This is a genomic window from Pseudomonas sp. V98_8, from assembly GCF_029967975.1.
GTDB lineage: Bacteria > Pseudomonadota > Gammaproteobacteria > Pseudomonadales > Pseudomonadaceae > Aquipseudomonas > Aquipseudomonas umsongensis.
In genome coordinates, this window is the sequence record NZ_JASCAE010000003.1 from 40,895 (window position 1) to 66,390 (window position 25,496).

Below are 25,496 nucleotides of genomic sequence, written 5' to 3' on the forward strand. Positions count from 1 at the left end.
GGGTAATCGCGAATGACGCCTGTCGCCATGAAGCAGTTCAAGCAGAAGTCGGTGCGCGCCAAGCCAGTCGACCGTGAGGGAATGGAGCAAGCGGCGTTGATGGCTGAGCTTCGTGCCCGCATGCCGGAGGTCGCTGATCTTATCTATCACGTCCCGAATGGCGGCCATCGCGTCAAGGCGGTAGCTGCGAAGTTGAAGGCCCAGGGCGTAAAAGCCGGCATCCCCGATCTGGTCCTGCCGATGGCTCGCGGGGGCTTCTTCGGCCTGTACATCGAATTCAAGGCGACACCGCCTAACGACGCCGCGATTTCGTCCAGCCAGCATGAACGCATTCGCAAGCTCAATGACCAGGGTTATCTGGCGGTAGTGTGCCGCGGGCACTTCGACACGGTGGAGCAGATCCGCGCCTACCTCCGCATGGCTCCTACCGTGGTGGCCGCATGACCAGTGCTGCCGTGAAGATCAGCGATGCCGAAATCAAACGGCAGGCTGCCGGCGACGTGCGTGATCTGCGCGACATCGAGAATCGCGGCCTGTACCTGCGCTTCACCCGGGCTCGCGAACGTGCGTCTTGGTACCTGGTGTTGAAGGGCGAGTGGAAGCGAATCGGCGCCTACCCGGATCTCAACACCAAGCAGGTGGTCGCGGCGCTGCCGGCTATCCGTCTTCGCCTGGAGGCCGGTACCGGGGCGAACCTGTCGAAGTGGGTCACTGTTGGCGAACTGCTGACCTGGTACGCCGAGCGCATGTCTCGCGACCGCAATCTCTCGAGCAAGCGCAAGAAGACCGGCGCCTCTGCCATCAAATGCCACCTGATGCCCCGCCTGGGCGATCTGCCCCTGACCGGCGTCGACAAGGCAACACTCGACAGCCAGCTCATGTGGCCGCTGCAGGAAAGTATTTCCATCGACTACGTGCGCTCGGTGTTTCAGTTGCTGGCCCTGGCCTTCCGGCAGGCGTTCAAGCTGGGGCTGATCTCGGCTAACCCGATGGCGACCATCAAGTTCAACGACTTCTCGAAAGCCAAGGTCGGGATCAAGCCGTCGCGCCTGCGTGGGGTGCAACTGTCGGGTCTGCTGGAGCAGTTGGCCGCGGTTATGGAGGCTGCACCACTCGATGCCATGCTCGCCTTGATGATGCTCTGCCACGGCACGCGCATCGGCGAAACCCGGCAGGCACGCTGGTCGCACATCAGCCTGGCTGAGCGCGAGTGGTTCATTCCGGCCGAGCACACCAAGACGGGTGTTGAGCATCACTTGCCATTGACCGAGCAAGTTTGCGCGCTGCTCGTCAGTTACCGCGAAGGCCAGTACGCCAAGGGCTACGACGGCCAGTTCCTGTTCCCGGCGCGCAACGGCAAGGCCCTGAGCGAAGGCCAGGCCAGCGCCGTGTTCGCTCGGTTGGGGCAGGGCGAGTGGACCAGTCATGACCTGCGCAAAGTGGCCCGTACCGGTTGGGCAGACCTCGGCATCGACCACCTGATCGGTGAGCTGCTGATTAACCACGCCATGGGTCACAACGTGAAGGTGTACATCCAGTCGGACGTGATGGGGCGTAAACGTGATGCCCTGGAGCAGTGGCACGCGCATCTAGACCAGAAGGGTTTAGCCCTGATTCACGGATTGACCGGCTTTAGATTCGGAGATTCCGGTAACGCGCTGGAAGCCGCAGAACACAAGGCCTGCGAGGCCATTCAAGAATCAACCATAGGCGAGGTTTAAAAATGGACAAAAGGACTCACGGCCCCGCCCTTGTGCGCAGTTTGATACCGCTCACCGAGTGCCCGTCCTGTGCCGGGAACGGGGTCATCAAAGGGGTGTTTCACGAACTCGACTGCATCGGTTGTCACTCTTCTGGCTTCGTTCATGCCCAGACCCAGGAGCCGCTGTTGATCGAAGACCTGGTGGTTCAGTTGGGCAGGATGGTTCGTCGGGAGCGCAGCCAGTTGGTCGGCAACAACCCAGCACGCTGCATCGTTGATGAATATCAGCAACCAAATCGTCGCGGGCCAGGCGGCTCGTCGTTTAAAGGGGATTGAGACATGGGCATCTATAAGGATGTGATGAGCACGTTGGTTCGCGTACTGGCCGCCGACAACATCGACAACAGCACCAAGCAGTCGTGGCAGAAGCTGATCGACGCTGATCTTCGCTCGGGCGGTACCGGCAGTTCGCTCTCAGTGCGCGACAAGTTCGATTATGACTGCTGCCTATATGCGCTCCTGCACCGTGAGCTCGAGTCAGCTCAGTGGGACGTGCTGGTCGCCAAGTATTCGACGCACAAAGCCAACAAGGTGGGCGCTATTGGTCGCTTGGTGTCTCGCATGGTTTCCCCGGCGCCGGAGCTGTTCGTTTATAAGGCACTCACTGCCTGGGCCATCCCGAAGCTGAAGGGGGTCCAGGCCGGCAAGCGTTCCACCGACATGATCGTGCTGCCCGCCGAGTTTTACGACATGAATACCTGGGATGTGGCCGGCTCACCAGAACGTACCCGCCGTAACTGGCGTGGTGGCATACACAAGCGCCTGGAGCAGTTGGAAGAGGCTGCTGTGATCCGAGCCACCGAGGTTTTCGATCTGGAGGAAATCTTCGTAGACGCCGCTTGACCATGATGGCCGAATGGCCGTAAATTAACCCCATCATGTCTATCTTGCGCGTTATGAGAGACGACATCAGAAGCCCGGCCGTTGAGCCGGGTTTTTTTATAATAAGAATTCAGAGATACGAATGGACATTTCTAGTCATCCAGATGATTGCCAGTGCGAAGCTTGTGATGAGTTGCACTACTCGGAGGACGAGCGTTGCGGTAACTGCGGACGTCCTGCAACTACCTACCGTGATGGTGACTACATTTGCGACGCTTGCCTTACTTAGATCACGACCTGGCAACACAACTCCAAATCTAACTCAACAAGATATTCAAAGCCCTGGCATTTGCCGGGGCTTTTTCGTTTTCGGATCCACGATACTCATCGACACGTGTTGGGTGTACTGCTGGAACCGAATCTATTTCGCTCCCCGAAAGGGAGGAATCTGGATGCCAAACATGCCCGACAAACCAGACACCTGGCTCATCGTCATGGCCTGGCTCACCCAACACTCCCCGATGTTCTATGCCGCAACGCTATCGTGCTGGATTGCCTTTCTGCGCGTTATCTACGGAGGAGGGGGGCGGCGACAGGCCCTGCTTGAGTCCTGCCTGTGTGGTGCGATTACAGCCGGGGCCTTCCCCCTGCTCGAATACTTCAACCTCCCATCGAGCCTTGCAGCTGCCGTCGGCGCCTGTATCGGCACCCTCGGCGTGAAGAAGGTTGCCGCCTTGGCTGATCGCTTCACCGACTTCAAATTGCCCAAGCGGCAGGAGTGACCCATGCAACTGATCGACAACTGGAAACAAGCGCTGAGCATGACCAGCGTTCAGGCTGGTGGTGCAATCGCCGCCCTTGGTGTGGCTGAGCAACTGATGCCATCACTTCAGGCAGTGTTGCCGCCAATTGCATATGGCGTGCTCGGCCTCCTGGTGATGATTGCCCGGGTCGTGCTGCAGCCGAAGCTGGCCAAGTAGCGCTGGTGATGGCGTGCACTGGATGCGCGGCCCGGCGTGAATGGATCAAGAAGTGGAGTGCAGTGGCATATGAGCGGGCAAGCGATCTCCTATCTCGCCGAGATACTGAGAGAACAGAAGAAGCAGACAGCGATCCTCGAGCGGATGGCAGAGCAACAGAGCCTGCTGATCCAGGCGATGGCCGAGGGCGAGCCTGAAGACTCTGATGCCCAGCCCCTCACGTACATGGATGGCACGCCATGCCGCTGAGACCGCAGAAGCCGTGCAACGCCCAAGGCTGCAACGTGCTGACCCGCAACCCTCGCTACTGTGATGCCCACGTGCACCTGCTGAAGAGCGCAGCCAGGGCAAAGCCACGGGAAAGCAGCACGAAGCGCCACTACAACTACAAATGGCAGCAGGCGAGGGCGGGCTGGCTGGCCAAGCATCCGCTCTGCTGTCACTGCTCGGCTCGCGGGTTGGTCGTCGTGGCCACCGATGTCGACCACGTCACCCCACACAAAGGTGACATGGTCCTGTTCTGGGACAAGACCAACTGGCAGAGCCTGTGCGGGCCGTGTCACTCGGCCAAAACGGCCGCCGACGACGGCGGATTCGGCAATGCGAGACGCTGAAAGCAGAAAAACCCCGAAAAAACAGTGAAATCCGACCAAATGAGAGCGAATCGCGCTCGTGGGGAGGGGGAGGGTCGAAAGTCTGGGGGATATTTTTTCTAGACCGCGCCCTCAATCGTTTTTTCACACCCGCGAAATTAAAAATCCAGGAGTTGCGCGATGGGAGGCACCGCCACGGTCGCCGGCCGTGGTCGCAAACCCAAGCCGACGGCCAAGAAAGAGTTGGCCGGGAACCCGGGCAAGCGCGCCCTCAACAAGGCCGAGCCCCAGTTTTCCAAGATCACTGAAATCGATCCGCCCGAGTGGCTTAGCGAGCGCGCGGCCACCATGTGGAACATGGTCGTGCCGGAGCTGCTGCGCGAAAACGTGGTCGCGATCACCGACCTACATAACGTCGAAGCCTTCTGCGTTGCCTATGACAACTGGCGCATGGCTCAAGAGTCGGTGCGCTCTAACGGCATCGTGGTCGCTGGGGCCACCGGCGGCCCGATGAAGAATCCTGCATTGACCGCTGCCAACGAAACCATGCGGCAGATGGTGACCTTCGGTTCAATGCTCGGCCTTGATCCGGCCAGCCGCACCAGGTTGATAGGCGGCAACAAGGAGAAAGTCACCAACGAATTTGCCCAACTACTGAGCACATAAATGACCAAAGCTCTGCACCCCAACGTCGACAAGGCGATGGCGTGGGGAAGGTCCGTGCTCCGCGGGAAGGTTCCAGCCTGCCGCTACATTCATCAGGCCATCCAACGGCACTTCGACGATGTGGCCGCCAGCCGCAAGCGCGGTTACCGCTACAAGTTCGATCCGCCCAAGGCCGAGAAAAAGCTGAAGCTGATCCAGCTCTTGCCGCACACCAAAGGCGAATGGGCGTTCAAGCGTCAGCTGATCAGCCTGGAACCCTGGCAGCTCTTCGGCATGGCCGTCACCTTTGGCTGGGTCAAGAAGAAGGGCGGACACCGCCGGTTTCGTGAAAGCTACTGGGAGGTGCCGCGCAAAAACGGCAAGTCGGTGATCGCGGCCGGCGTCGGCATCAGCATGTTCGTGGCTGATGGCGAGTTCGGTGCCGAAGTCTACTCCGGCGCTACCACTGAGAAGCAGGCATGGGAGGTTTTCCGGCCGGCCAAGCTGATGGTGAGCAAGTCTCCCATGCTGATCCAGGCTGCGGGCATCGAGGTCAACGCCTCGAACATGAACATCCCATCCGACTTCAGCCGCTTTGAGCCGCTGATCGGCGACCCTGGCGACGGCGCGTCACCCAGCTGCGCGATCGTGGACGAATACCACGAGCACCGCACTTCGGCCCAGTACGACACCATGCTCACCGGCATGGGCGCCCGTCGGCAGCCGCTGATGTTCATCATCACCACCGCCGGCGCAGATATTGAGGGCCCGTGCTACGACAAACGCCGCCAGGTCATTGAGATGCTGGAAGGCACGGTGCCCGACGACGAGCTGTTTGGCTTCATCTGGACGCTGGACGAGGGCGACGACTGGACCGATCCGAAGATGCTGGCCAAGGCCAATCCGAACCACGGCGTGTCGGTGTTTCAGGAATATCTGGAAAGCCAGCAGGCCCGGGCGATTCGCTCGGCGCGGTTCACCAACACGTTCAAGACCAAGCACTTGAACCTGTGGGTGAGTGCCAAGTCCGGCTTTTTCAACATGGAGAGCTGGCGAGAGTGCGAGGACACGACGCTTACGCTGGAGCAGTTCGCCGGCCAGGAATGGAATGCGGGGTTCGACTTGGCGCGGAAGCTCGATATGAACTCCAGGGCTCGTTTGTTCTGGAGGGTTATCGATGGCAAGACCCACTATTACAGCGTTGGTCCCAAGTTCTGGGTGCCTTATGACACCGCGTACAACACCGACAACAAGCGCATGTCCGAACGCTTCCAGGCATGGATCAACTCCAAACACCTGGACGTAACCGACGGCGCCGAGATCGATTACCGCGAGATCCTCGAGGACACGAAGGAAGCCAACCGCCATGCGCCGCTACGGGAGTCGCCCATCGACCCCCATGGTGCTACTGGCCTGAGCCACGACCTCGACGACGAAGGCTTCAACCCGATCACGATCACCCAGAACTACACGAACATGTCGGACGCCATGAAGGAGCTCGAAGCCGCCATCACGGCTGGCCGGTTCCATCATGACGGCAACCCGATCATGACCTGGTGTATCGGCAACGTAATCGGGAAGTTTCTGCCGGGCAACGACGATGTGGTCCGGCCGATAAAGCAGGGCGACGACAACAAAATCGATGGCGCGGTAGCGCTGATTATGGCCGTAGGTAGGGTGCTGGCGAATGCTGGTGAGCCTGATACGAGCGGCTTCTACGAAAACCCAATCATGGTAGGCATTTAATGGCGCGCGAAAAGAAGCCTGGGCGGGTCAGGTCGGCCCTGCAGAGCTGGCTCGGCGTGCCCGTGGGCCTGAATGACAAGGCGTTCTGGCAGGAGTGGTTCGGGACTTCTGCGAGCGGCCAGGTGGTCACGGTGGACAAGGCCCTGCAGCTGTCTGCGGTTTGGTCCTGCGTTCGCTTGCTCTCCGAAACTGTTTCGACCCTGCCGCTCCGCCTATACGAGCGAGGCGCCGATGGCGGCCGCACGGCGGCTACCAGCCACCCGCTGTACGACATTCTCACGAAACGCCCAAACGCAGAGATGACGCCTGGTCGTTTCATGCTGATGGTGGTGGCAAGTATCTGCCTACGCGGTAATGCATTCGTCGAGAAGAAGCGGGTTGGTAACCGGATCATCGCACTAAATCCACTTCTGCCCCAACTGGTGACCGTCAAGCGTCTGGACACAGGCCGCCTGGAGTACAAATACACGCTGGATGGTAAGCCAAGGGTTATCCCCGAGGCGGACCTGATGCATATCCGCGGCTTCGGCCTGGATGGAGTTTGCGGGATGCTGCCGGTGTCCACTGGCAAAGAGATCATGGGTGCCGCCATTTCCGCTGAAGAAGCCGCCGCTAAGGTGTTTGCCCAGGGCATGCAGGCTTCAGGGATATTGAGTAGCGACACCGCCCTCAAGCCGGAGCAGCGCGAGCAGCTTCGAGCGAGCCTTCAGGCATTCATGGGCTCAAAGAACGCTGGCAAGATCATGGTGGCCGAGGCGGGCCTCAAGTACCAAGGCATCACCATGAACCCTGAGGCCGCACAGATGCTGGAATCCCGAGCCTACGGCATCGAAGAGGTCTGTCGCTGGTTCCGGGTGCCGCCGTTCATGGTAGGCCACATGGACAAGCAGAGCAGTTGGGCATCGAGCGTCGAAGGCCAGAACCTTCAGTTCCTCACCAACTGTCTACGGCCTCTGCTCGAGAACATTGAGCAGGAGATTGGGCGTTGCCTGCTGGACCGCGATGACCGCTATTTTGCGGAGTTCGCTGTCGAGGGCCTACTGCGTGCCGACAGCCAAGGTCGAGCCAGCTATTACAACATCTGCCTGCAGAACGGGTGGATGAGCCGCAACGAAGTTCGGCGCCTGGAAAATCTTCCACCGATCCCCGGTGGGGACGTTTACACCGTGCAATCGAACCTGTTGCCGATCGAGCAGCTCGGCCAGGGCGCAGATAGCGGCGAGCGAGTGAGAGCCGCGCTGTCCGACTGGCTCACCCCAACCGATAAAGGCCGATCCCCCGGCAGCTCTGGAGACTGACCCATGACAATTCGTAGCCTTCCGGCAGCGCCGGTGGGTCGCCCGTGTGCGGGCGTTTCCTTCGATCTGATGCCTCAGGCAATGGAGCGGTGGAATTCAACCATCCAGGCTGCCGATGCGGATGCCAAGAACACCATATCCATGCTCGATGCGATCGGCTTTGATCCATGGTCAGGGGAGGGCGTTACCGCCAAGCGGATCTCCGCCGCGCTGCGCAGCATGGACGGCGCGGACGTCACCGTGAACATGAATTCCCCTGGTGGCGACATGTTCGAGGGGCTTGCAATTTACAACATCCTCCGCGAGTACAAGGGGCATGTGACCGTGAAGGTGCTGGGCCTGGCCGCCTCAGCTGCTTCGATTATCGCCATGGCCGCTGATGACCTTCAGGTAGCGCGCTCTGGCTTCCTGATGATTCATAACGGCTGGACGATCGCCGCTGGCAACCGCCATCAGTTCCGCAAAGTGGCTGACATGATGGAGCCGTTCGATGCTGCGATGGGCGATATCTACTCAGCGCGCACCGGTGGCGACCTCAAGGCCATGCAGGCCCTCATGGATGCTGAGACGTGGATCGGAGGTTCAGCCGCGGTTGAACAGGGTTTCGCCGATTCGCTGCTCGAGTCTGATTCGATCAAGGAGGGTGGCAAGGCCCAAGCGGCTCTGGTGGCAGCCCGGAAACTCGATTTACTGCTCGCTAAGCAGGGTATGCCCCGCAGTGAGCGGCGATCCCTCATTCAAGAAATCAAGTCGGGTACGCCTTGCGCTGCCGACTCCGGTACGCAAAACGCTGCCGACACCCTGGCCAGTCTGGCCGAACCAATAGCCGACATGGAACGAGCACTCGCTCGGTTCTCGGCAGCCGCGTCCAAATAGAGGAAAAGAGTCATGTCTGAACAAGCCCAACTGCTTGCGAAAATGAGCGCCGAACTGGAAAAGGCTTCCAGCGAATTCAGCGCGAAAGCCGAATCCGCCCTCGGCGAGGCAAAAAAGGCCGGTACCCTGTCCGCTGAAACAAAGGCCGCTGTCGACGAGATGGCACTGAAGTTCAACAGCCTGACCGAGGCCGAGAAGCAACTGAAAGCCCAGCTCGGCGAACTGGAACAGGAGTTTGCGCGCATCCCCACTCAGGCTGCCGCGGGTCCCCGCGAAACACTAGGCGGTACCGTCATCAAGAGTGAGGCCCTGGCCGAGTTTGCCAAAAGCATCCAGGGTAACCGTCGCGTCAGCGTCCCGGTGAACGCTGCGTTGCTGAGCACCGGCGTTGCCGAGGGCGTAGTCGAGCCTCAGCGTCTGCCAGGCATCGACGTAATGCCGAAACAGCGCCTGTTCATCCGTGATCTGATCGCACCTGGTCGCACCTCCTCGCCGGCGATCTTCTGGGTGCAGCAGACCGGCTTCACCAACGCGGCCCGCGTGGTTGCGGAAAACACCGCCAAGCCGTACAGCGACATCGCGTTCGATACCAAGATCACCCCGGTGACTACCATCGCGCACATGTTCAAGGCTTCGAAGCAGATCCTGGATGACTTCGCTCAGCTGCAGTCGACCATCGACGCCGAAATGCGCTACGGCCTGAAATACGCCGAAGAGTCGGAGATCCTGTTCGGCGACGGCACTGGTGTGCACCTGCACGGGATCGTGCCGCAGGCCGAAGCTTACTCGGCAGCCTTCGAGCCCGATGCGATGACCCAGATCGACCAGCTGCGCCTGGCCATGCTCCAGTCTCAATTGGCACGCTTGCCAGCCAGCGGGCACGTGCTCCACTTCACCGACTGGGCGAAGATCGAACTGACCAAGGACACCCTGGGTCGCTACATCATCGGTAATCCGCTGAGCCTCGCCGGACCTACACTTTGGGGTCTGCCGGTTGTGGCCACGGAACTGGCGGCGTTCCTCGGCAAGTTCTTGACTGGTGCTTTCCAAACCGGCGCCCAGATCTTCGATCGCGAGGATGCCAACGTGGTGATCTCCACCGAGAACGCCGATGACTTCGAGAAGAACATGATCTCGATTCGTTGCGAGGAACGTCTTGCGCTGGCGGTCAAGCGTCCGGAAGCCTTCATCTACGGCACCTTTGCCACTCCAACCCCTTGATATAGAGGGGCCGCCCGAGCGGCGGCTCCTCTTCGGAGGCCGACATGAAATTGAAGACCCTCAAGCCGCTGTACCTCGGCGGTAAAACTCTGGTCGAAGGCACCTCGTTTCTAACCGGGGAACAGCACGGGCGGCAGCTGCTTCAGAAAGGTTATGCCGAGCTGGACGAAGGCAAGGATGAGGCGGTGGTGGATCTGACTGATTCGGAAACCGAACCAACACCTATGACCTCCACCAGCGTGGCCGATCCAAAGTCTGCCCCCAAGGCAAAGGCCACCGATAATAAAAAGGGCTGACTGAGCATGAGTGTGATCGACATTGAACTGGCGATGAAGCATTTGCTGGCGGAGCCGGAAGACCAGGTGCTTGTCCAGGCTCAGCTCGATGCTGCCGAAGAGGCCGGCCAGCAGTTCCTGCAGCGCCGGTTTTTTGTTGATCAGGCCGCTATGGATGCCGCCAAATCCCAAATAATCCAACGCACCCGTGCGGCACGCGATGTTTACGCCGCGGCCAAAGCGGTAGCTGATTTACCTGAGAACCACGAATTCCGCTGTCGACTGCGCGAGCGGGCAAGACAGTCGCTCGCTGACAGTTTCGAATCCATCGACATGGACGAGTACGGGATTGTAATCAACGCGGCAATCACGGCAGCGTGTCTGCTGAAACTGGGTCACCTGTTTGCGAATCGTGAAGAGGTGGTGACCGGGACCATCGCGACTGAATTGCCTCTGGCTTCCAAATCCCTGCTGATGCCATACCGCATCCGGATGGGTGTCTGATGCGGGCCGGGCGACTTCGACAGCGCATCACATTCCAACAGCCCGGGATGATTCAGGATCCGGGAACTGGCGAAATGCTTCCCGGTTGGGTGCCGGTGTGGGAGGCGGTTCCTGCTGCGGTTGAGCCACTAAGCGCACGCGATCTGATCGCAGCCCAGGCGGGCCAGTCCGAAGCGTCAGGACGCATTGTGATTCGCTACCGCGCCGGGGTGCTGCCAACGATGCGCATTCTGCACCGTGGCGACGTTTACAACATCCAGGGTCAGCCGATGCCCGATCCGGTGTCGGGCCTTGAGTACCTCACCATCCTGGTGGCGAAGGGAGTAAATGATGGCTGATGGTGTGGAGTTCAGTATCGCCGGCCTGGACTCGTTGCTCGGCAAACTCGAAGCCGTCAGCTATGACGTAAAGCGCAAGGGTGGGCGTTCGGCTTTGCGTAAGGCTGCCCAGGTTGTCGCTGAAAAGGCCAGGAAAGGCGCGCGGCGAATTGACGATACCGAGACTGGGCGCTCCATCGCGGACAACATTGCACTCCGCTGGAATGGTCGGTTGTTCAAGTCGAGCGGCGATCTCGGTTTTAGAATTGGCGTGCTGTACGGTGCCGTGCTGAAAAATGGTGGCGAAACAGCGGCCAATTCGCCTACGCCGCACTGGCGTCTTTTCGAGTTCGGTACCGCCAACATGGCTGCTCAACCGTTCATACGTAAGGCGCTGGCGGACAACATCAGCGAAGCAACCAACACATTCGTCACCGAATACGAGAAAGCCATCGATCGTGCGATCAAGCGTGCAGCGAAGGCTTCAAGGAGTAGCTGATGCCAGCAGCACCAATCTTCGCCGTGTGCGCCGCTGATGCCGCCGTCCAAGCGGTGCTTGGGGTCACGCCTCACCGGCTGTACCCCTTCGGCGAGGCGCCAGAGGGAGTGGCTAAGCCTTATGCAGTATGGCAACTGATCACGGGCAGCCCGGAGAACTACCTGGCCGGGCGCCCTGACATCGACGGTTTCACGTTGCAGGTGGACGTGTATGCCGTCACCGCAACTTCTGCCCGGTCAGTTACCGATGCCATAGCCCACGCCATTGAGCTGAAAGCCAACGTGGTCCGCTGGGGCGGTGAGACCAAAGATGCCGCAACAAAGCTTTACCGGTCGAGCTTCGACGTCGACTGGCTTGTACCCAGATAGATCAATCCCCACCCCAAGCCCGCCATGTGCGGGTTTTTTATGACCGACATTTGGAGAACGCCATGTCGATCCTTTCCCAAGGAACCAAGATTTACGCACTCGTGCCACCTCTTTCCGGTACCGGCCCAAAGACCGTGCTCGCCATCGAATGCGCTACCGCATTCAACCCGGGTGGTGCGCCGGCGGACCAGATTGAAGACACCTGTCTTGAGGATACGGTGCGCAGTTACAAGAAGGGTTTGCGCACCCCGGGTCAGGCGTCCATCACGCTCAACGCAGACCCCAAAAATGCGAGCCATATCCGACTGCATCAATTGTCTGAAGCTGAGGGTGATACCAGCGTGGACTGGGCAGTCGGCTGGTCGGACGGTACTGCCGCTCCAACATTGAACACTGCAGGCGATGGCTTCGAACTGCCGGAGTCTCGTACCTGGTTCGTCTTCCAGGGATTCGTCTCGGACTTCCCATTCGACTTTGCCGGCAACGCGGTAGTGACCTCTGCCGTTACCGTCCAACGATCTGGCGGCTCCGCCTGGATCCCTAAAACAAGCGCCTGAGGTAATCCATGAAATTGACACTTGAAGCGTTGAAGGGTGCCGGATCCTTCACAGGGCGCCCAGTTGAAAAGGAAATCAAGTGGCGTCAGGGCAGTCGCGATTTCACCGCTACCGTCTTTGTACGTCCAATGGGCTACCAGACGGCGGTGAGTGATGTGCTGTCCTTCAACGGCAAGCAGGACAGCATTGCCGGCAAGATCGCTGCGTCGATCTGCGACGAGAGTGGCAACCCCGTGTTCTCCAGCCCGATGGACATTACTCATGGCCCCCTTGATCCGGTCGAGCTTGAGAAGGATCCGGAAAGCACCAAGCGCCTGGGTTCCCTTGACGGCAGGCTGTCGGTGGCACTGCTGCTCGCGATTCAGGAGGTGAACGACCTGGGAAAGACGACGAGCTCACCGACCTCGAAGAGCTCTGGCACGAACTCGTCCTCTCAGGTGTCGGCGGCACCACGATCGCGCAAGCCAAGGAAAACCTGACGCTGCGCGAGTTTCGGTCCTGGGTGAGATTTCGGGAGCGACGCGGCTCTCTGCATGTCGGCATGCGCATTGAGCGTTCCGTGGCGCTGCTTGCGGCGCTGATCGCGAACCAAAATCGTGATCCAAAAAAGCGACCTATGCCCTACACCGTAGCGGATTTCGCACCGCACGACACTGACGACCGGGTCATTTCGCTTGTCGAAGCGATGAGCACCTGGGCCTGATTTATTTGTTTCGTTTCATTGGAGAAGGGTATGGCTTCTAGGTCTCTGGGCACCCTGACCCTGGATGTCATTGCCAAGGTTGGCGGCTTCGTCGCTGGCATGGACAAGGCCGAGCGGAGTTCCGCGAAGTGGCGCAAGGAGGTCGAGAAAAATGCGACGGCGGTCGGTGCCGCCATCGGAACAGCTGCAGTTGCCGGGGTGGCAGCCCTTGCAGCGTTTACCGTTTCCACGGTCAATGCTGGCAATGAAATTTCGCGTCTGGCAGCGGTCGCCGGCAGCAACACTGACGAGTTCCAGCGGTATGCGGCTGGTGCGAAGGCGGTGGGCATCGAGTCCGACAAGTTCGCGGACATCCTCAAGGACGTCAACGACAAGGTTGGTGACTTCCTGCTGAATGGCGGGGGAGAGCTTCAAGACTTCTTCAAGACGATCGCGCCACAGGTGGGCGTGACGGCTGAGCAGTTTCGCAATCTCTCCGGCCCGCAGGCCCTGCAGCTCTTTGCGAGCAGCTTGGAAAAAGCCGGGCTCAGCCAGGCGGAAATGACTCAGCAGATGGAGTCGCTGGCCAACGACGCAACCATGCTGCTGCCGTTGCTGCGTGATAACGGTGCTGGCTTTGCAGTCCTGGGTGATGCTGCCGAGAAGGCCGGCGCGATCATGGGCCAGAAGACCATCACGGCTACGCAGAACCTTGCGGCCGCTGGTTGGCTGGCCCAGCAATCGATGGCGGGCATCAAGAATCAACTCGCGTCGGCGCTTATGCCTACGCTGAGCGATTATTCCGACATCCTCTTCGACCTGAGCCAGGACACGGAATCTGTATCCGTGCTCTCCGAAGGCCTGCGGATGATTCTGGAGGTGGGTGCCAAGACAGCTTTGGCCGTGGCCTATGCCTTTGAGCTGACCGGTAAGTCGATCACTGGCCTGGTAAACATCATCGGTGGCGCGTTCGATGGGGTGGACCTGTCTAAGCCATCCGAGGCAATCGACCGGATTCGCGAGAACTCGTCGAAGCTGGCGGGCGCTGTCGGTAACGATCTCGACAAACTGGACGAGCGCTACAACAAGTTGTGGGTACGGGTTGATCAGGCTGGATCGACTGGACAGGCCAGCGGCAAGATCAAGGAAATCGCCAATGCCCTGGCCTTGGTCAACAAAGAGGGGGCAAAGGGCACGTTCAAGGCGCCCACTGCGGAAGCGGAGGCCGCGGCCAAAGCTGCGGAGGCTGCTGCGAAGAAACTGCAATCCCTATTCGAAACCACCGAGGAAGGATACAAGCGGCAAATCGCGCTAATAAACACCGAGACGGACAAGCGCAAAGAGGCCACCGAGGTTGCCAAGCTCCAGTTCGAGGTCGAGTCCGGGAACCTGAGGGGGCTGAGCGATCAGCGGCAGGAAAAGCTGAAGCAGCTCGCCGCCGAGCTGGATCAGCTGAAACAGCTGAAAAAGGCCAATGAGGATGCGCAGGCCGTGAGCCTGTTCAAGACCTCAGTCAGCCATCAGTTGGAGATTGATCAGCGTGGCCTTAACGTCGATTTTGCCGATGCCTACAACAGCGACGAGGTGAAGCAAAGGGCTCTGGAGATGCTCGGCATTGAGCAGGACTACCAGGACCAGATGGCCGACCTGCTGAAGCAGCGAAATGCGAACAAGATCAGCGAGTCCGTTTACGAGCAGGAAACCTCTGTTCTGGAAAGTTCTATGGCGGATCGTTTGGCAATGCAGCAGCAGTATTACCAGGACCTCGACAGGCTGCAGCAAAACGGCACCGCTGGCTTCATCAGCGGATTTGCCACACAAGCCCAAGCCTCCATGGATCTGTACAGCAACATGCAAAACGTGGGTGCGGACACATTCCAAAATCTCACCGACGCAATGACCGAGTGGGCTGAGACTGGAAAGTTGGATATCCAGGGGTTGGCGTCGTCATTCATTCAGTCCATGGGGCATGCGCTCATGTCGTATGCGGCCGCTCAAGTGGCCATGGCTGCGCTCAGCGCGTTCACCGCCATGATCGGCGTTCCCTTTGTTGGACCGGCGATTGCTCCAGGCGCAGCAATCGCGGCGGCCGGCGCCGCTGGAGTGCTGATGACCGCCGTAGGCGCTTCTCTGGATGGCCAGGCGCATGACGGCATCGACTATGTCCCTGCCGACGGTACCTGGAATTTGAAGAAGGGTGAGCGAGTCACCACGGCGGAGACCAGCGCGAAGCTGGATCGGACCCTCGATAGCGTTTCGAAGAACTCCACTCAGACAGGTGCGTCGACGGTCAACCTCTACGAGGACGCGAGCCGTGCTGGCCAGGTGCAAACAAGCACCGGTCCAGATGGGAAGCAGATGATGGACGTATTTGTCTCGAACATCCGTTCGCAGACTGCAGCCGCTAAAGCCTTTGAGCAAACCTACGGACTGAAGAGAGTTGGGCGATGACGGCACTTGAAACGCTTTACGCCTCAGGCGGCAAGGCTGTGATCATTCCCACGCTGGAGCTAAGGTGCTCGGCTTGGCCGGCGCCTATCTACCTCTGTCACGGCTTTGATGACATCACTGCCAAGACGGAAACCGGCGCCACGGTGAAGTTCACCGCATCGGGGTTTGCCGCGGCGCTGCCCAAGCGCGACAACAGCGGTAACCAGACGCTGACCTTCGCCATCGACAACGTCACGGGCGAGGCTCAGCAACTGATCGATAAGGCACTCGATGCTCGGGCCAGAATCAGCCTGGTATTCCGGATGTACGTCTCCAGCGATCTGACCGCGCCGGCAGAGCGCCCCTACCGCATGACAGTGCTGAACGGGTTCATGCAAGGGGCAAGCGTCCAGCTCAACGCTGGTTACTTCGACCTGATCAATCTCGCCTGGCCGCGCCGCAAGTACGACTTAGCGTTCGCCCCCTGCCTTCGGTACATCTAAATGTTAGAGAAATATCTGCGCGCCTCCTACGAGGACGGCGGGCGCAGCCACGCGCGCCTGGATTGTTGGGGCCTGGTCAGGCTTGTTCGGCACGAGGTGTACGGGCTGCCGCTGCTGCCGAGCTGGGGCTACGTCCGCAACACCATGCCCAAGGAGTTCACTCGGGCGGTGAATGAAGGTGCTGATGCAATGGAGCGGTGTGAGCCGCAGGTTGGTGCGATCGCCTGCATATGGCGTGGGCGCGTCTGCTTCCACGTCGCGGTCATCGTTGAGGTCGACGGCCGCCTTCACGGGATGGAGATGAAGTCATCCGGCGCAACCATCAAGCCGCTGCGCAAATTCCAAGACCAATATCTGACAGTGAGCTATCACCGTGATCGAACTCTATCCGAGCAAGCTGGAAGGCCAGCCGTTGGAGCGTTACAAGACTGATCGCGTGATGACCATCGAGGCGTGGCTGATCGGAAACGTAAGAACCTACCGCGCCATGGAGTCGCCGCCGATCAGCGTTGAGGTCAATGGCGTTTTCATCGATCCGGGCAGTTGGTCCAAGGTCGAGTTCGCTCCGGTCGACACAGTGCGCATCTTCCCGGAGCCAAAGGGCACTGGCCTTGAGATCGCCGTCTGGGCTGTGGTTGCAGCCATTGTCGCCGTTGGCGTGATCATGCTCACCCAGAAGCCGTTGATGACACCGAACTCGGCCAACAATGGCGCTGGCAAAGGGCTGGGTCTGGCAAAGACCACCGCCAATCAGGTTAAGCTCGGCGACGTGATTCGAGAGTGCTCGGGCAAAAATGAGATTTTCCCGGACTACTTGACGCCAACACGCAGGTATTTTGGTACTGATCCAAAGGTTCAGTGGGTCGAGATGCTGTTGTGCATTGGGGTGGGTGAGTTCGACATCCCAGCAGGCCAGGTGCGAATCGGCGGAACACCGATCGCCTCGCTGGGCAGTACGGCCAGCTACACGATCTATGGCCCAGGTGAGTCGGTAGCAGCGGAACCTGCTCGGTTATGGTGGCACAACTCGGACGAAGTCGGCTCGACCTCGACAGGTAGCGCCGGCCTGACGTTAACCACCACCACGAACATCGATCAGCAATTGACTGCCGAGACGGTACAGTTCAGTGAGTTCGTGGTTTCGGTCCCGCCGTCGGCTGGCTGGTTTCCGTATGGCTGGGACGCTGGTCTGATTACCCGTATCGAGGTTATGTATCCCTATCTGTTCGTTGCGCCGGCTGACGGCTCGGCGACGGTCATCAGTGGCGACCATGTGCCAATGCTCAACCCGTTCGTGGGCATGAAGATCGAAATCACAGGCGCCAACGCCGGCGACTATGTGGTGGCCACCTATGCCCCCTACGTGCCTGGTGTCCCGGCAGTGACCGGTAGCGCTTCGCGAGTGACCGGCAACACCGCTCCCGCGCGGTATGATTTCGACGTGACTCCACTGACCTTCACCGTGAGCCACGGCTCCAGTACTTTCACCGTGGAGCTCGACGCGAGCGCGACCGACCTTGCCGGCCTGGTCATTGCCGTGAACTCCGAGTTGACGGGCTCCGGCCTTATGGCCAGTGCCTCGGGCGGATTCCTGCGTATAGCAGAGGCCACTTCGCCATATAGCGGTACCGCGCTTTCATTGGGTGGATCCGTGACAGCGGTTTTTGGCGCGGCCCCGGTCTTTGTCACGGGCGTGAAGACGGTCGCGGCCACCGATGCGGTACCGGCAAAGATCACGCTCGCCTACGATGGCGGCGCGCCGGCGATCGGTTTGCAGACGGGCCTGCTCTGGTCCTGCATCGGCTATAGGGATCTCCGGTACCGGATCAGCTCTGTCTCGGATGATTCGGTTGATGATGACGAAGCCACCGAAGGTGTTGATGAAAGCCACGGGCCGTCGGCGATCACCGTCATTCGTCTTACCGATACCGGCGCCGAAGATGAGGATTGGCCGGGGTTCGACGACATCGAGACGAACACGGCATCGATCACCCTCGACGGTTCGACCACTGAAGGTGACTGGTCGGGGCCGTTCTATGCCTGCCCGGAAGGTGAGACCATTCGCCGATTTGAAGTCGACTTCTTCTTCCCGCAAGGCTTGGTGAGATACACCGAGAAGAATGGCAACAAGCGTTCCCACTGGGCTCGCGTCGAAGTCCAATATCGGGATGCCGCCACGGCTGGAGCCTGGACAAGCGTTCCCTATCGCTTTGAGGCGATGAGTGCGGATCAGCAGGGATACACCCGGGCTATCACCGCTCCGGCCTACATCCGTCCGGAAGTCCGAATCCGGCGTATTGGCGAGGAGTCGCCGGAGAACTTCAAGTTCAATCGGGTCCAGTGGTACGGCCTGCGCGGCCGGATCGACAAGGCGCCGACGCGGTACGAGGGCTGCACGGTGATGGCGCTGTACGTGCGCGGTGGAGACAAGCTGTCTGCTCAGTCGCAAAGCCAGGTATCCGTGGTAGCCACCCGCAAGCTTCCGGTGCTGGTCGATGGCGCCTGGAGCGTGCCAACCGCAACGCGCGACATCGTGCCCTGGGTCAACTACGTGCTGAAGTCGGTCGGCGGAACCGATGACGATATGGATGTGGAGGAGCTGGCGCACTACGGCGCGATCTGGAGCAGCCGGGCTGATCACTTCGACTTCCCGGTCGAGGACGACAGCACGGTCAAGGAGTGCCTCAATGACGCGCTGCTGGCCGGCTTCGCTGAGTTCACCCTAGAACGCGGCCGGGTTACCCCGGTGCGGGATGAGCCGCGGACGCAGATCGGCCACATGTATACGCCGCAAAACATGACCGAAGAGCTGAAGCGCAATTTCACGCTGCTGGAGCCGGACGCCTACGACGGCGTGGACATCAAGTATGTCGACACCGTGACGCGGGCTACGGAGGTGGTTGAGTGCAGACTTCCAGGTGATGCCGGCAAGACCGTGCAAACGGTCACCGTGAAAGGCATAACGAACCGCGACAGAGCCTGGCGCTACGGCATGCGCTTGCGGCGGGCGCAGGTTTACCGCAACAAGACCTACAGCTGGAGTACCGAACTCGACGCCCTCAATAGCGGCTACCTCAGCTATGACGCCGTTGCAGACGACATTCCAGGGTATGGACAGTCGGCGATCCTCGTGGACTATACCGATGGAGTCGGACCGGTGATTCTGGAAAGTACGGAGCGATTCGTTTGGACTTCGGGCGCCTCACATGTGTTGGCGCTGCGTCGGCCTGACGGATCGCTGAGCGGCCCTTGGGCGGCATCGAGAATCGATGAGTTCCGCCTGGCGATTCCGGCACTCGACTTCGCTCCGGACTTGTCCTGGGGCATTGACCCACCGCATTTGCTATTCGGCGAATCAACTCGCTGGTGCTATCCGGTGCTTATCACCTCAATTGAACCAGGCGACCACTCGGCGGACGTGGAGGCCGTCAACTACGACCCGCGTGTTTATGCGGATGACGATAACTTCGCTCCCACATAAGGATTGCGGAACATGCTGACAATGCCTGATGGGATTCCGCTTCCATTGCGTGATGGTTATGGGTTCACGCCGACCGATCCGATCGCGCGCACACCATTTGTGACTGGGCGGGCGCGCAATCGACGGCGTTACCTGAACGTCCCAACCGAGGTGTCCGTTTCGTGGCTGTGCAACGCCAAACAAGCACAGATGTTTGAGGGGTGGTGCAAATGGGGGATTGGCTGGGCCGATTGGTTCATGTGCCCACTGAAAAGCCCGCTCGGCCTCATGCCTACCCGGGCGCAGTTCACAGGCATCTACAAAGGACCTGATCTTGTAGGTGCGGACCACTGGCGATACACGGCCGTTCTCTCACTGTTCGAAATGCCCATCATCAGCGAAGCAGTGCTGACCGACATGATGGCGGGAATGGATGTGGCCGTGATGAATGCGCGGCTTCGAGGGGAGTTGAATCGCTGGTACACCAGGTCCTGGCCCGGAGCGACATAGCTGCCCCAATCACATATCAATTTTTTGCAGCCCACCACTGAGTGGGCTTTTTTTCATCTGGAGTAAATATGAGCGGACCATCGGATCTTGCGCGGCTGAAGGAAACGATCGATACGGCCAATGAGTTGTTTCTGTCGGAAGTGCCGGAGATGATCGATGTGGGTGGCGGGGTGATGCGCCCTACAAATGCGAAAGTCCTGGCCGACCTGTCGGTGCAGATGAGCGGGGCGCAGATCTTCACTTCGGTTGCATTGGGGCTAGCTTCATCTGTTCCTGGAGGATACTTCAGCGTTGAAGATCCAGCGGTCGACGGTTATCTGATCCTCTACAAAAACGAAGCGGGGGCTGCATTAGAAAAGAAGCGCTACCCTTCAGCCGTCGCGTTGTCATCGATGCAGGCGCTGGTGGACTACGCTTCCGATCCTGATGTCGTCTCGCATTCATTTGAAGATGAGAAACGGTTCGTTATTGCTAGGTTGCTTCTCGATGGCACCCTGGACTTGCTGGGGGCTCGATTGCAGAGCATTGGTGACGGTCTGGAACTGAGTGGTGAGGATGGATTCACCTCTACGCGCCTGGGCTTCAGTGAAAGCTTGATCAACGGGCTGGTAATTCGGCCGGGCGACTTTGATGGCATTGAATTTGTAGATGGCAACGGTTTCGTTGTCGGCAAGATTGGCCCGGACGTCGTGTATTTCGGGCAAGAAACCGAAGCGCCAGTCTCACCGACGGTAGCATTACTCGACCAGCAGCAACGCACCGATCACATCCATGTTGTAGGCTACGGTCAATCCCTCATACGGGGCGCATTTTCTCAACCCGCCATTTCTCTCTCTCAGCCATACGCGAACCTGATGCTCGCTGGCGGGATTAAGACTCGCCCGGGTGATTCTGGATATGTGCCGAATGCATATGCGCCGATGGTTGAGAATGACTTCGGTACCGAGGGAGAAACGCCGGTATCAGCAATCTGTAACGGCGTGGTTCGGCGAGCAGTATCAGATGGCGAGTTGGCCACAGACTGGAGTCTGATCGGATCCTCGACTGGTCGAGGTGGCCGAGCTATTGAGCAACTGATGCCAGGGGCTAGCGAAGGCTATTTCGAAAAAACCTTGCAGTTGATCAAAGATGCTCATTCGACTTCTCTGTCTATGGGGAAGAGCTACTCCGTCTGGGCGTATCACTGGGTCCAGGGAGAGAGCAATTATAGCAACTCGCCTCCGTACACCAGTTCGCCTTATCAGTACATGCAGTACGAGCTCGAGCTATTCGACAACATGACCCGCGAGATCGTCGGTATTACGGGCCAGCGTTCACGCCCCTATCTTTTCACCTATCAGGTCGCAGCGCACAGGCTGTACGGTCTCGACAGGATGCCGGTAGCTCTAGCGCAGTGGCGAGCCAGTCGCCATCGTCCTGACGTGGTTATATCGGTCCCTGCGTACATTTGCAAAACTGGTCCCGATAAACTTCACCTGACCAATGAGTCAAGCTGGTTACTCGGTGAATATCACAGTCGGGCGATGTACGAAACCATGATTCGGCGAAATGGAAAGTGGCGTCCGTTAGAGCCTATTGCTGTTGACTGGGTAAATGATCACATTGACATCAAGTTTCATGTCCCCTGCGGATGTCTCGTGCTGGATAGCGCGCTCGCAGCTCTGGCCCCAAACTTCGGCTTCGATATTAGAGAAACTGGTGTCGTGGTAACTTCGCTAATATCCAGCGTCGAGGTATTTAGCAAGGACACAGTTCGAATTGTACTGAGCCGGGCCGCATCAGAAAGTGCGGTTCTGGTCTACGCACTCGGCCGAAATGGAGACACTGCAGCGTCTGGGCCGGTCGAAGGCGCGCGCGGCAATCTAAGAGACACCCATGGTCTTTTCGACACGGCTGTATCCCCGCTGGGCAATATCTTTGCCCTGCATAACCCCTGCGTCATGTTCCAATATGACCGGAAAACTGGATTCTAATAGAGGATGTAACAATGGGTGTTCGACTAATCGCAAAGGGCGTTGATGCGGAGCAGTACGCTACAGAGTACGCTGCTCCAGTGCGGCGTGGCCTGGAAGGCATATTCTTCCTCAATACAACACTGGCAAAGGCTGCGCGTAACTATGCGTCTGGCAAACCCCAAGGCTCGATCGTTGGAGCGCCCGTACCGAGTTCGCTGGCATTGGCGGTGAAGAGCCGCGTCAACTTTGTGCAGACACAGATCTCCGAAGTTGCGGAGATGACCTTTTTCATTGTGTGCAGAACTGCCGCTGACGGAAGTGTGACTGCCGACCGCCCGATGTTTTTCAGTAACTACCAGGGCGTCAACCTCGATGGCGGTCCATCGTTCGGACTGGCATTCTACCTTACGTCCCCTACTCGTTTGAGCGGTGGTGCAAGCTATGGCTCAGACGCAGCTACAAATGAACTGAAGCTTGCGGGGATTACCAAACCCTCGGTTGCCAATAGCTGGGCCTTGTTCTCGCTGAGTGTCGGACCGACAGGCGTTACTCTGAGAGACCATACCGTTGGCAACAGTGCAACGATCAGCGCATCAACCCCGCGTCGCACGGCAACTGCGAAGATTCGTATCGGCAGTGGTGTGAGCGCGTTTGATGGGGCGGCGGATGTTGCGGTTTTCCAAGCTCATAGCGTAGCTCTTACTGATACCGAAATTGCCAGCACGGTGCTAGATATCCGAGCGTACATTGCACGAAGAGGGCTGATAGTCTGAAGCTTAAAATTCAGCCCGGTCGCCGGGCTGCATGTTTCAATGTGTCAGCTCGATGATTAGTCTTTGTCTGCTCTTTACTACTTCATGTAAGCAGGAGATGTAGGCCTCTTTGAACTTAGGATTCTTTGGGTTGTTTTCGTAGCCTGACTTCAGAGTCGTCTCTGCGTCGTAAATATTGCCTGCATCCTGAAGTGCCATGCCTAAATGTAATGTTGCGGCTGGCATTTTTTCAGAGATCTTTAGCGCTTCTCTCTGAGCATCACAGGCTTCTTCATACCTCCCAAGAGATCGTAGCGATACACCAAGTTGATGATGCGCCTCCGCACAATAAGGACTTATTTGTACGGCTTTACGGAAAACGCGCTCAGCCGATTTAGGGTCTTTTAGCTTAAGTCTAGAAGCCCCTATCTTATGAAGTATGGCATCCGAATTTGGGAATTCTTTGGCTAGGGTTTCCATCTTGTTGGCGGCATCACGAAACTGCTTTTGCCAGATGTGCTCTCCTGCCTCAGCAATTAGTTTTATCGCATGCGGATAGTTTGCCAAGTCGCCGCGCTCTGCTATGTCGGGCAGCGTATTTGTCTTGATGAATTGGTCTATAACACTATCTATACCAAACTTGCGGTGTAAAAATTCTGGGACTCCGTGGGCAACACCCTTGAGCGAAATAACCTTTATGTTTTCGAGGTTCGCAATGTGGCTCGCACAAATCAAATCAATAGTGTCCAGCTCCCCAGTGATTACGCTGGCTTCTAAGGATGAGCCTTTGATGTGTGGGCGCAAATCATTGTATTTTTTTTCTATGTGTGCCGGGATGTTTTTTTCTGATCTGCTGCCGGGTAGGTTTAGTATTGTTTCAGGGCTGAATGCAAGCGATCTGGAACCGAGTTTTGCACCATACAGTAACGCACCGTATGCGCCCATGCTGCTGCCGATTGTAATTATTTCGGCAGCATTTAATTTGTCAGCAAGTTCTTTGATTTTGGTACAGGTGTCATCTACGTTCGCAGCAATTCCAGGGATCCCGTTCTGATACCATTCGTTATTTTTGTCATTCAAAAAAAGTATGTTTTCTTTAATTGAATTCAGGGTTTTGTAGAATGCGAACCTCCCTGGAGAAGCTCCCATCCAAGTAAATACAACAAGTAATTTCGTAGAGTTTTGGCATTTTTTGAGTTTGTGAAATTGTCCATCTTCATTGAAGATTCCGTAGTCAATTTCTATCGGTGGCTCAATTTTTTCTAGTTTCTTAGGTTTAAATTTATTAATTAATTTGCTGATCATTTTCGTTAGCCGCAGCTTTTATGTAAATATTTTCGCGCCGAACCGTAGCAAGATGCTGCACGAAAATACCGCTCATTCCTGTTTGTGCTGGCGCAAAGCTATCTCAAAAACAAAGATTTATACAGCCCGATGAATGCGAATTTTTTTCGCTTGGAGAAAACATGCCAATCACAGCGCGGCAACTGCTGCAGATTTTCCCGAACGCCGGCCCAGTTGCCGGCGTTTTTGTGCCCGCTCTGAATGAAGCGATGGCGCGGTTCAAGATTGAAGGCCGACTTCGTGTCGCCTCGTTCCTGGCACAAGTCGGTCATGAGTCCGGACAGCTGCGCACGGTGGTCGAGAACCTGAACTACAGCGCCGAGGGTTTGGTCAAGACTTGGCCGAACCGGTTCAGCCGAGTGTCGGCTGCGGCTGTTGCCCGCAAACCCGAGCAGATTGCGAACATCGTTTACGCCTCGCGCATGGGCAATGGCCCTGCTGTTACTGGTGACGGATGGAAGTACCGTGGGCGCGGGCTGATCCAGGTGACGGGCTGGGTCAACTATCAGGCGTGCGGTTCGGCCCTGGGTCTAGACCTGCTGACTAAGCCCGAGTTATTGGAGCAGCCTGGGTATGCCGCGCTTTCGGCGGCCTGGTATTGGTCGAAGCATGGCTTGAACGAACTATCAGACGCCGGCCATTTCCTGGACATTGGGAGCATTATCAACACTGGCAAAACAGGGACGGCGCCGCATGGCGCCGCTGAACGTAAAGCTCTGTATGACCGAGCGCTGCAGGTGCTGGAGTAGCTCCTGTCATTATGGGCAGCCCCCCTGGCCTTTCTGCTCGGAGGCGATGCTAATGATCGGCCCCCGGCTTGTTATCTGATTGTGGAATGCAATTTAAAGACTTGCTTCTGCTTCTGCTTCAGATACTTTTTTCTCGATAATGTCTAGTACACGCCTGCCAAGCCCCATCATGCACAGCATTGCATGGCCAAGATCATGATAGTGCTTCTCGAGAGTTCCCTGATCAACAACCAATATGTTTTGGTCGGTAGGTTCCTCGCTTCGTTCTGGTAACCATTGCTGAGCGAACCAATCCCCCCGAGGCTTCAGGATATGGACATTTACTCCATGTACCAAAGAATCGCGGAACTGTGATTCAGCCTTGAAAAATCCAATTAGCGCCTGAGCCTCTTCCTTTTCTTCAGATAGCCAAGGGTGGTCGAACGCTTCAAGAAAAAGCTCAAACTTTCTTTGGAGTCTGATTGGTTTTGTATGAAATTTTTTTTTGGTTACTAAGGACAATGTCTTTAGGTTAAAAAATATTCCGTGCTCTGCTGCGGACCACGTTGCGATATACAGGCCGAGGCATGCGTGGTAGGTCTTATCAGATTCGTTATGAAAAGGAATGGTCAAGTAATGTCCTTATATTTTTGCTAGGGCGCATGAGTG

At 57.9% G+C, this 25,496-nt stretch carries 31 protein-coding genes; 29 read left to right on the forward strand and 2 right to left on the reverse strand.

Annotated elements, in window-relative coordinates:
* Positions 1 to 12: 12 nt before the first annotated feature.
* From QLG10_RS03160 to QLG10_RS03295, 28 genes are all read left to right on the forward strand, one after another.
* Positions 13 to 444 (forward strand): VRR-NUC domain-containing protein, encoded by a 432-nt coding sequence (locus QLG10_RS03160; protein WP_282485485.1) that lies wholly within the window; start codon positions 13 to 15, stop codon positions 442 to 444.
* Positions 441 to 1,721, forward strand: a complete 1,281-nt coding sequence (locus QLG10_RS03165) for a site-specific integrase (RefSeq protein ID WP_282485486.1) — start codon at positions 441 to 443, stop codon at positions 1,719 to 1,721. The genes QLG10_RS03160 and QLG10_RS03165 overlap by 4 nt, the downstream gene beginning before the upstream one ends.
* Before the next feature lie 167 nt (positions 1,722 to 1,888).
* On the forward strand, positions 1,889 to 2,038 hold the full coding sequence (locus QLG10_RS03170) for a hypothetical protein (RefSeq protein ID WP_282485487.1): 150 nt from the start codon (positions 1,889 to 1,891) through the stop codon (positions 2,036 to 2,038).
* Positions 2,039 to 2,041: 3 nt separating this feature from the next.
* Positions 2,042 to 2,605 (forward strand): hypothetical protein, encoded by a 564-nt coding sequence (locus QLG10_RS03175; RefSeq protein ID WP_282485488.1) that lies wholly within the window; start codon positions 2,042 to 2,044, stop codon positions 2,603 to 2,605.
* A gap of 431 nt (positions 2,606 to 3,036) precedes the next feature.
* Entirely contained in the window at positions 3,037 to 3,366 is a 330-nt protein-coding gene (locus tag QLG10_RS03180; protein WP_282485489.1) for a phage holin, lambda family, read from the forward strand.
* A gap of 3 nt (positions 3,367 to 3,369) precedes the next feature.
* On the forward strand, positions 3,370 to 3,564 hold the full coding sequence (locus tag QLG10_RS03185) for a hypothetical protein (protein ID WP_282485490.1): 195 nt from the start codon (positions 3,370 to 3,372) through the stop codon (positions 3,562 to 3,564).
* 69 nt (positions 3,565 to 3,633) lie between these two features.
* Positions 3,634 to 3,813, forward strand: coding sequence for a hypothetical protein (locus tag QLG10_RS03190; RefSeq protein ID WP_282485491.1), 180 nt, complete (start codon positions 3,634 to 3,636; stop codon positions 3,811 to 3,813).
* Entirely contained in the window at positions 3,804 to 4,178 is a 375-nt protein-coding gene (locus tag QLG10_RS03195) for an HNH endonuclease (RefSeq protein WP_282485492.1), read from the forward strand. Before QLG10_RS03190 ends, QLG10_RS03195 begins: the two co-directional genes overlap by 10 nt.
* 159 nt (positions 4,179 to 4,337) lie before the next feature.
* On the forward strand, positions 4,338 to 4,823 hold the full coding sequence (locus tag QLG10_RS03200) for a phage terminase small subunit P27 family (RefSeq protein ID WP_282485493.1): 486 nt from the start codon (positions 4,338 to 4,340) through the stop codon (positions 4,821 to 4,823).
* Positions 4,824 to 6,548, forward strand: coding sequence for a terminase large subunit (locus QLG10_RS03205; protein ID WP_282485494.1), 1,725 nt, complete (start codon positions 4,824 to 4,826; stop codon positions 6,546 to 6,548).
* Positions 6,548 to 7,846 (forward strand): phage portal protein, encoded by a 1,299-nt coding sequence (locus tag QLG10_RS03210; protein WP_282485495.1) that lies wholly within the window; start codon positions 6,548 to 6,550, stop codon positions 7,844 to 7,846. Before QLG10_RS03205 ends, QLG10_RS03210 begins: the two co-directional genes overlap by 1 nt.
* Before the next feature lie 3 nt (positions 7,847 to 7,849).
* A complete protein-coding gene (locus tag QLG10_RS03215; RefSeq protein WP_282485496.1) occupies positions 7,850 to 8,722 on the forward strand; it encodes a head maturation protease, ClpP-related in 873 nt (290 codons plus the stop codon).
* A 12-nt stretch (positions 8,723 to 8,734) separates the two neighbouring features.
* Positions 8,735 to 9,943, forward strand: coding sequence for a phage major capsid protein (locus QLG10_RS03220; protein ID WP_282485497.1), 1,209 nt, complete (start codon positions 8,735 to 8,737; stop codon positions 9,941 to 9,943).
* Positions 9,944 to 9,987: 44 nt separating this feature from the next.
* Positions 9,988 to 10,239, forward strand: a complete 252-nt coding sequence (locus tag QLG10_RS03225) for a hypothetical protein (RefSeq protein WP_282485498.1) — start codon at positions 9,988 to 9,990, stop codon at positions 10,237 to 10,239.
* 6 nt (positions 10,240 to 10,245) lie between these two features.
* Entirely contained in the window at positions 10,246 to 10,722 is a 477-nt protein-coding gene (locus QLG10_RS03230) for a head-tail connector protein (RefSeq protein ID WP_282485499.1), read from the forward strand.
* A complete protein-coding gene (locus tag QLG10_RS03235) occupies positions 10,722 to 11,060 on the forward strand; it encodes a phage head closure protein (protein ID WP_282485500.1) in 339 nt (112 codons plus the stop codon). The genes QLG10_RS03230 and QLG10_RS03235 overlap by 1 nt, the downstream gene beginning before the upstream one ends.
* The gene (locus QLG10_RS03240; protein ID WP_282485501.1) at positions 11,053 to 11,538 is read left to right on the forward strand and encodes an HK97-gp10 family putative phage morphogenesis protein; all 486 of its coding nucleotides are present in this window, start codon (positions 11,053 to 11,055) and stop codon (positions 11,536 to 11,538) included. Before QLG10_RS03235 ends, QLG10_RS03240 begins: the two co-directional genes overlap by 8 nt.
* Positions 11,538 to 11,906, forward strand: coding sequence for a DUF3168 domain-containing protein (locus QLG10_RS03245; RefSeq protein WP_282485502.1), 369 nt, complete (start codon positions 11,538 to 11,540; stop codon positions 11,904 to 11,906). Before QLG10_RS03240 ends, QLG10_RS03245 begins: the two co-directional genes overlap by 1 nt.
* A gap of 62 nt (positions 11,907 to 11,968) precedes the next feature.
* A complete protein-coding gene (locus QLG10_RS03250; protein WP_282485503.1) occupies positions 11,969 to 12,463 on the forward strand; it encodes a phage tail tube protein in 495 nt (164 codons plus the stop codon).
* An 8-nt stretch (positions 12,464 to 12,471) separates the two neighbouring features.
* Positions 12,472 to 12,942, forward strand: a complete 471-nt coding sequence (locus QLG10_RS03255) for a phage tail assembly chaperone family protein, TAC (protein ID WP_282485504.1) — start codon at positions 12,472 to 12,474, stop codon at positions 12,940 to 12,942.
* A gap of 62 nt (positions 12,943 to 13,004) precedes the next feature.
* Entirely contained in the window at positions 13,005 to 13,166 is a 162-nt protein-coding gene (locus QLG10_RS03260) for a hypothetical protein (protein ID WP_282485505.1), read from the forward strand.
* 30 nt (positions 13,167 to 13,196) lie between these two features.
* A complete protein-coding gene (locus QLG10_RS03265) occupies positions 13,197 to 15,596 on the forward strand; it encodes a phage tail tape measure C-terminal domain-containing protein (RefSeq protein WP_282485506.1) in 2,400 nt (799 codons plus the stop codon).
* The gene (locus QLG10_RS03270) at positions 15,593 to 16,078 is read left to right on the forward strand and encodes a DUF1833 family protein (RefSeq protein WP_282485507.1); all 486 of its coding nucleotides are present in this window, start codon (positions 15,593 to 15,595) and stop codon (positions 16,076 to 16,078) included. The genes QLG10_RS03265 and QLG10_RS03270 overlap by 4 nt, the downstream gene beginning before the upstream one ends.
* The gene (locus QLG10_RS03275; protein WP_282485508.1) at positions 16,079 to 16,510 is read left to right on the forward strand and encodes a hypothetical protein; all 432 of its coding nucleotides are present in this window, start codon (positions 16,079 to 16,081) and stop codon (positions 16,508 to 16,510) included. It begins immediately after the preceding gene.
* On the forward strand, positions 16,452 to 19,559 hold the full coding sequence (locus QLG10_RS03280) for a host specificity factor TipJ family phage tail protein (RefSeq protein WP_282485509.1): 3,108 nt from the start codon (positions 16,452 to 16,454) through the stop codon (positions 19,557 to 19,559). Before QLG10_RS03275 ends, QLG10_RS03280 begins: the two co-directional genes overlap by 59 nt.
* Before the next feature lie 12 nt (positions 19,560 to 19,571).
* Positions 19,572 to 20,048, forward strand: a complete 477-nt coding sequence (locus QLG10_RS03285) for a hypothetical protein (RefSeq protein WP_282485510.1) — start codon at positions 19,572 to 19,574, stop codon at positions 20,046 to 20,048.
* Positions 20,049 to 20,116: 68 nt separating this feature from the next.
* A complete protein-coding gene (locus QLG10_RS03290; RefSeq protein ID WP_282485511.1) occupies positions 20,117 to 22,021 on the forward strand; it encodes a hypothetical protein in 1,905 nt (634 codons plus the stop codon).
* Positions 22,022 to 22,035: 14 nt separating this feature from the next.
* Positions 22,036 to 22,776 (forward strand): hypothetical protein, encoded by a 741-nt coding sequence (locus tag QLG10_RS03295; RefSeq protein ID WP_282485512.1) that lies wholly within the window; start codon positions 22,036 to 22,038, stop codon positions 22,774 to 22,776.
* Between the two features lie 36 nt (positions 22,777 to 22,812).
* Here QLG10_RS03295 and QLG10_RS03300 read toward each other — a convergent pair whose 3' ends face one another.
* Positions 22,813 to 24,060, reverse strand: a complete 1,248-nt coding sequence (locus QLG10_RS03300) for a tetratricopeptide repeat protein (protein ID WP_282485513.1) — start codon at positions 24,058 to 24,060, stop codon at positions 22,813 to 22,815.
* Between the two features lie 161 nt (positions 24,061 to 24,221).
* On the opposite strand from QLG10_RS03300, the gene QLG10_RS03305 reads away from it, so the two are divergent.
* On the forward strand, positions 24,222 to 24,848 hold the full coding sequence (locus QLG10_RS03305) for a glycoside hydrolase family 19 protein (RefSeq protein ID WP_282485514.1): 627 nt from the start codon (positions 24,222 to 24,224) through the stop codon (positions 24,846 to 24,848).
* Between the two features lie 93 nt (positions 24,849 to 24,941).
* Here the strand turns inward: QLG10_RS03305 and QLG10_RS03310 are convergent, their stop codons facing one another.
* Positions 24,942 to 25,460 (reverse strand): hypothetical protein, encoded by a 519-nt coding sequence (locus QLG10_RS03310; protein ID WP_282485515.1) that lies wholly within the window; start codon positions 25,458 to 25,460, stop codon positions 24,942 to 24,944.
* Between the last annotated feature and the right edge of the window lie 36 nt (positions 25,461 to 25,496).

Excerpts from the sequence above, each read along its gene's own strand:
- QLG10_RS03215 (WP_282485496.1), top strand. The coding sequence starts at position 7,850 with ATGACAATTCGTAGCCTTCCGGCAGCGCCGGTGGGTCGCCCGTGTGCG.
- QLG10_RS03210 (WP_282485495.1), top strand. The coding sequence starts at position 6,548 with ATGGCGCGCGAAAAGAAGCCTGGGCGGGTCAGGTCGGCCCTGCAGAGC.
- QLG10_RS03200 (WP_282485493.1), top strand. The coding sequence starts at position 4,338 with ATGGGAGGCACCGCCACGGTCGCCGGCCGTGGTCGCAAACCCAAGCCG.
- QLG10_RS03305 (WP_282485514.1), top strand. The coding sequence starts at position 24,222 with ATGCCAATCACAGCGCGGCAACTGCTGCAGATTTTCCCGAACGCCGGC.
- QLG10_RS03260 (WP_282485505.1), top strand. The coding sequence starts at position 13,005 with ATGCGCATTGAGCGTTCCGTGGCGCTGCTTGCGGCGCTGATCGCGAAC.
- QLG10_RS03175 (WP_282485488.1), top strand. The coding sequence starts at position 2,042 with ATGGGCATCTATAAGGATGTGATGAGCACGTTGGTTCGCGTACTGGCC.
- QLG10_RS03190 (WP_282485491.1), top strand. The coding sequence starts at position 3,634 with ATGAGCGGGCAAGCGATCTCCTATCTCGCCGAGATACTGAGAGAACAG.
- QLG10_RS03245 (WP_282485502.1), top strand. The coding sequence starts at position 11,538 with ATGCCAGCAGCACCAATCTTCGCCGTGTGCGCCGCTGATGCCGCCGTC.
- QLG10_RS03205 (WP_282485494.1), top strand. The coding sequence starts at position 4,824 with ATGACCAAAGCTCTGCACCCCAACGTCGACAAGGCGATGGCGTGGGGA.
- QLG10_RS03270 (WP_282485507.1), top strand. The coding sequence starts at position 15,593 with ATGACGGCACTTGAAACGCTTTACGCCTCAGGCGGCAAGGCTGTGATC.
- QLG10_RS03250 (WP_282485503.1), top strand. The coding sequence starts at position 11,969 with ATGTCGATCCTTTCCCAAGGAACCAAGATTTACGCACTCGTGCCACCT.
- QLG10_RS03220 (WP_282485497.1), top strand. The coding sequence starts at position 8,735 with ATGTCTGAACAAGCCCAACTGCTTGCGAAAATGAGCGCCGAACTGGAA.
- QLG10_RS03300 (WP_282485513.1), bottom strand. The coding sequence starts at position 24,060 with ATGATCAGCAAATTAATTAATAAATTTAAACCTAAGAAACTAGAAAAA.
- QLG10_RS03295 (WP_282485512.1), top strand. The coding sequence starts at position 22,036 with ATGGGTGTTCGACTAATCGCAAAGGGCGTTGATGCGGAGCAGTACGCT.
- QLG10_RS03160 (WP_282485485.1), top strand. The coding sequence starts at position 13 with ATGACGCCTGTCGCCATGAAGCAGTTCAAGCAGAAGTCGGTGCGCGCC.
- QLG10_RS03195 (WP_282485492.1), top strand. The coding sequence starts at position 3,804 with ATGCCGCTGAGACCGCAGAAGCCGTGCAACGCCCAAGGCTGCAACGTG.
- QLG10_RS03230 (WP_282485499.1), top strand. The coding sequence starts at position 10,246 with ATGAGTGTGATCGACATTGAACTGGCGATGAAGCATTTGCTGGCGGAG.
- QLG10_RS03225 (WP_282485498.1), top strand. The coding sequence starts at position 9,988 with ATGAAATTGAAGACCCTCAAGCCGCTGTACCTCGGCGGTAAAACTCTG.
- QLG10_RS03285 (WP_282485510.1), top strand. The coding sequence starts at position 19,572 with ATGCTGACAATGCCTGATGGGATTCCGCTTCCATTGCGTGATGGTTAT.
- QLG10_RS03235 (WP_282485500.1), top strand. The coding sequence starts at position 10,722 with ATGCGGGCCGGGCGACTTCGACAGCGCATCACATTCCAACAGCCCGGG.
- QLG10_RS03265 (WP_282485506.1), top strand. The coding sequence starts at position 13,197 with ATGGCTTCTAGGTCTCTGGGCACCCTGACCCTGGATGTCATTGCCAAG.
- QLG10_RS03255 (WP_282485504.1), top strand. The coding sequence starts at position 12,472 with ATGAAATTGACACTTGAAGCGTTGAAGGGTGCCGGATCCTTCACAGGG.
- QLG10_RS03240 (WP_282485501.1), top strand. The coding sequence starts at position 11,053 with ATGGCTGATGGTGTGGAGTTCAGTATCGCCGGCCTGGACTCGTTGCTC.
- QLG10_RS03290 (WP_282485511.1), top strand. The coding sequence starts at position 20,117 with ATGAGCGGACCATCGGATCTTGCGCGGCTGAAGGAAACGATCGATACG.
- QLG10_RS03165 (WP_282485486.1), top strand. The coding sequence starts at position 441 with ATGACCAGTGCTGCCGTGAAGATCAGCGATGCCGAAATCAAACGGCAG.
- QLG10_RS03275 (WP_282485508.1), top strand. The coding sequence starts at position 16,079 with ATGTTAGAGAAATATCTGCGCGCCTCCTACGAGGACGGCGGGCGCAGC.
- QLG10_RS03185 (WP_282485490.1), top strand. The coding sequence starts at position 3,370 with ATGCAACTGATCGACAACTGGAAACAAGCGCTGAGCATGACCAGCGTT.
- QLG10_RS03180 (WP_282485489.1), top strand. The coding sequence starts at position 3,037 with ATGCCAAACATGCCCGACAAACCAGACACCTGGCTCATCGTCATGGCC.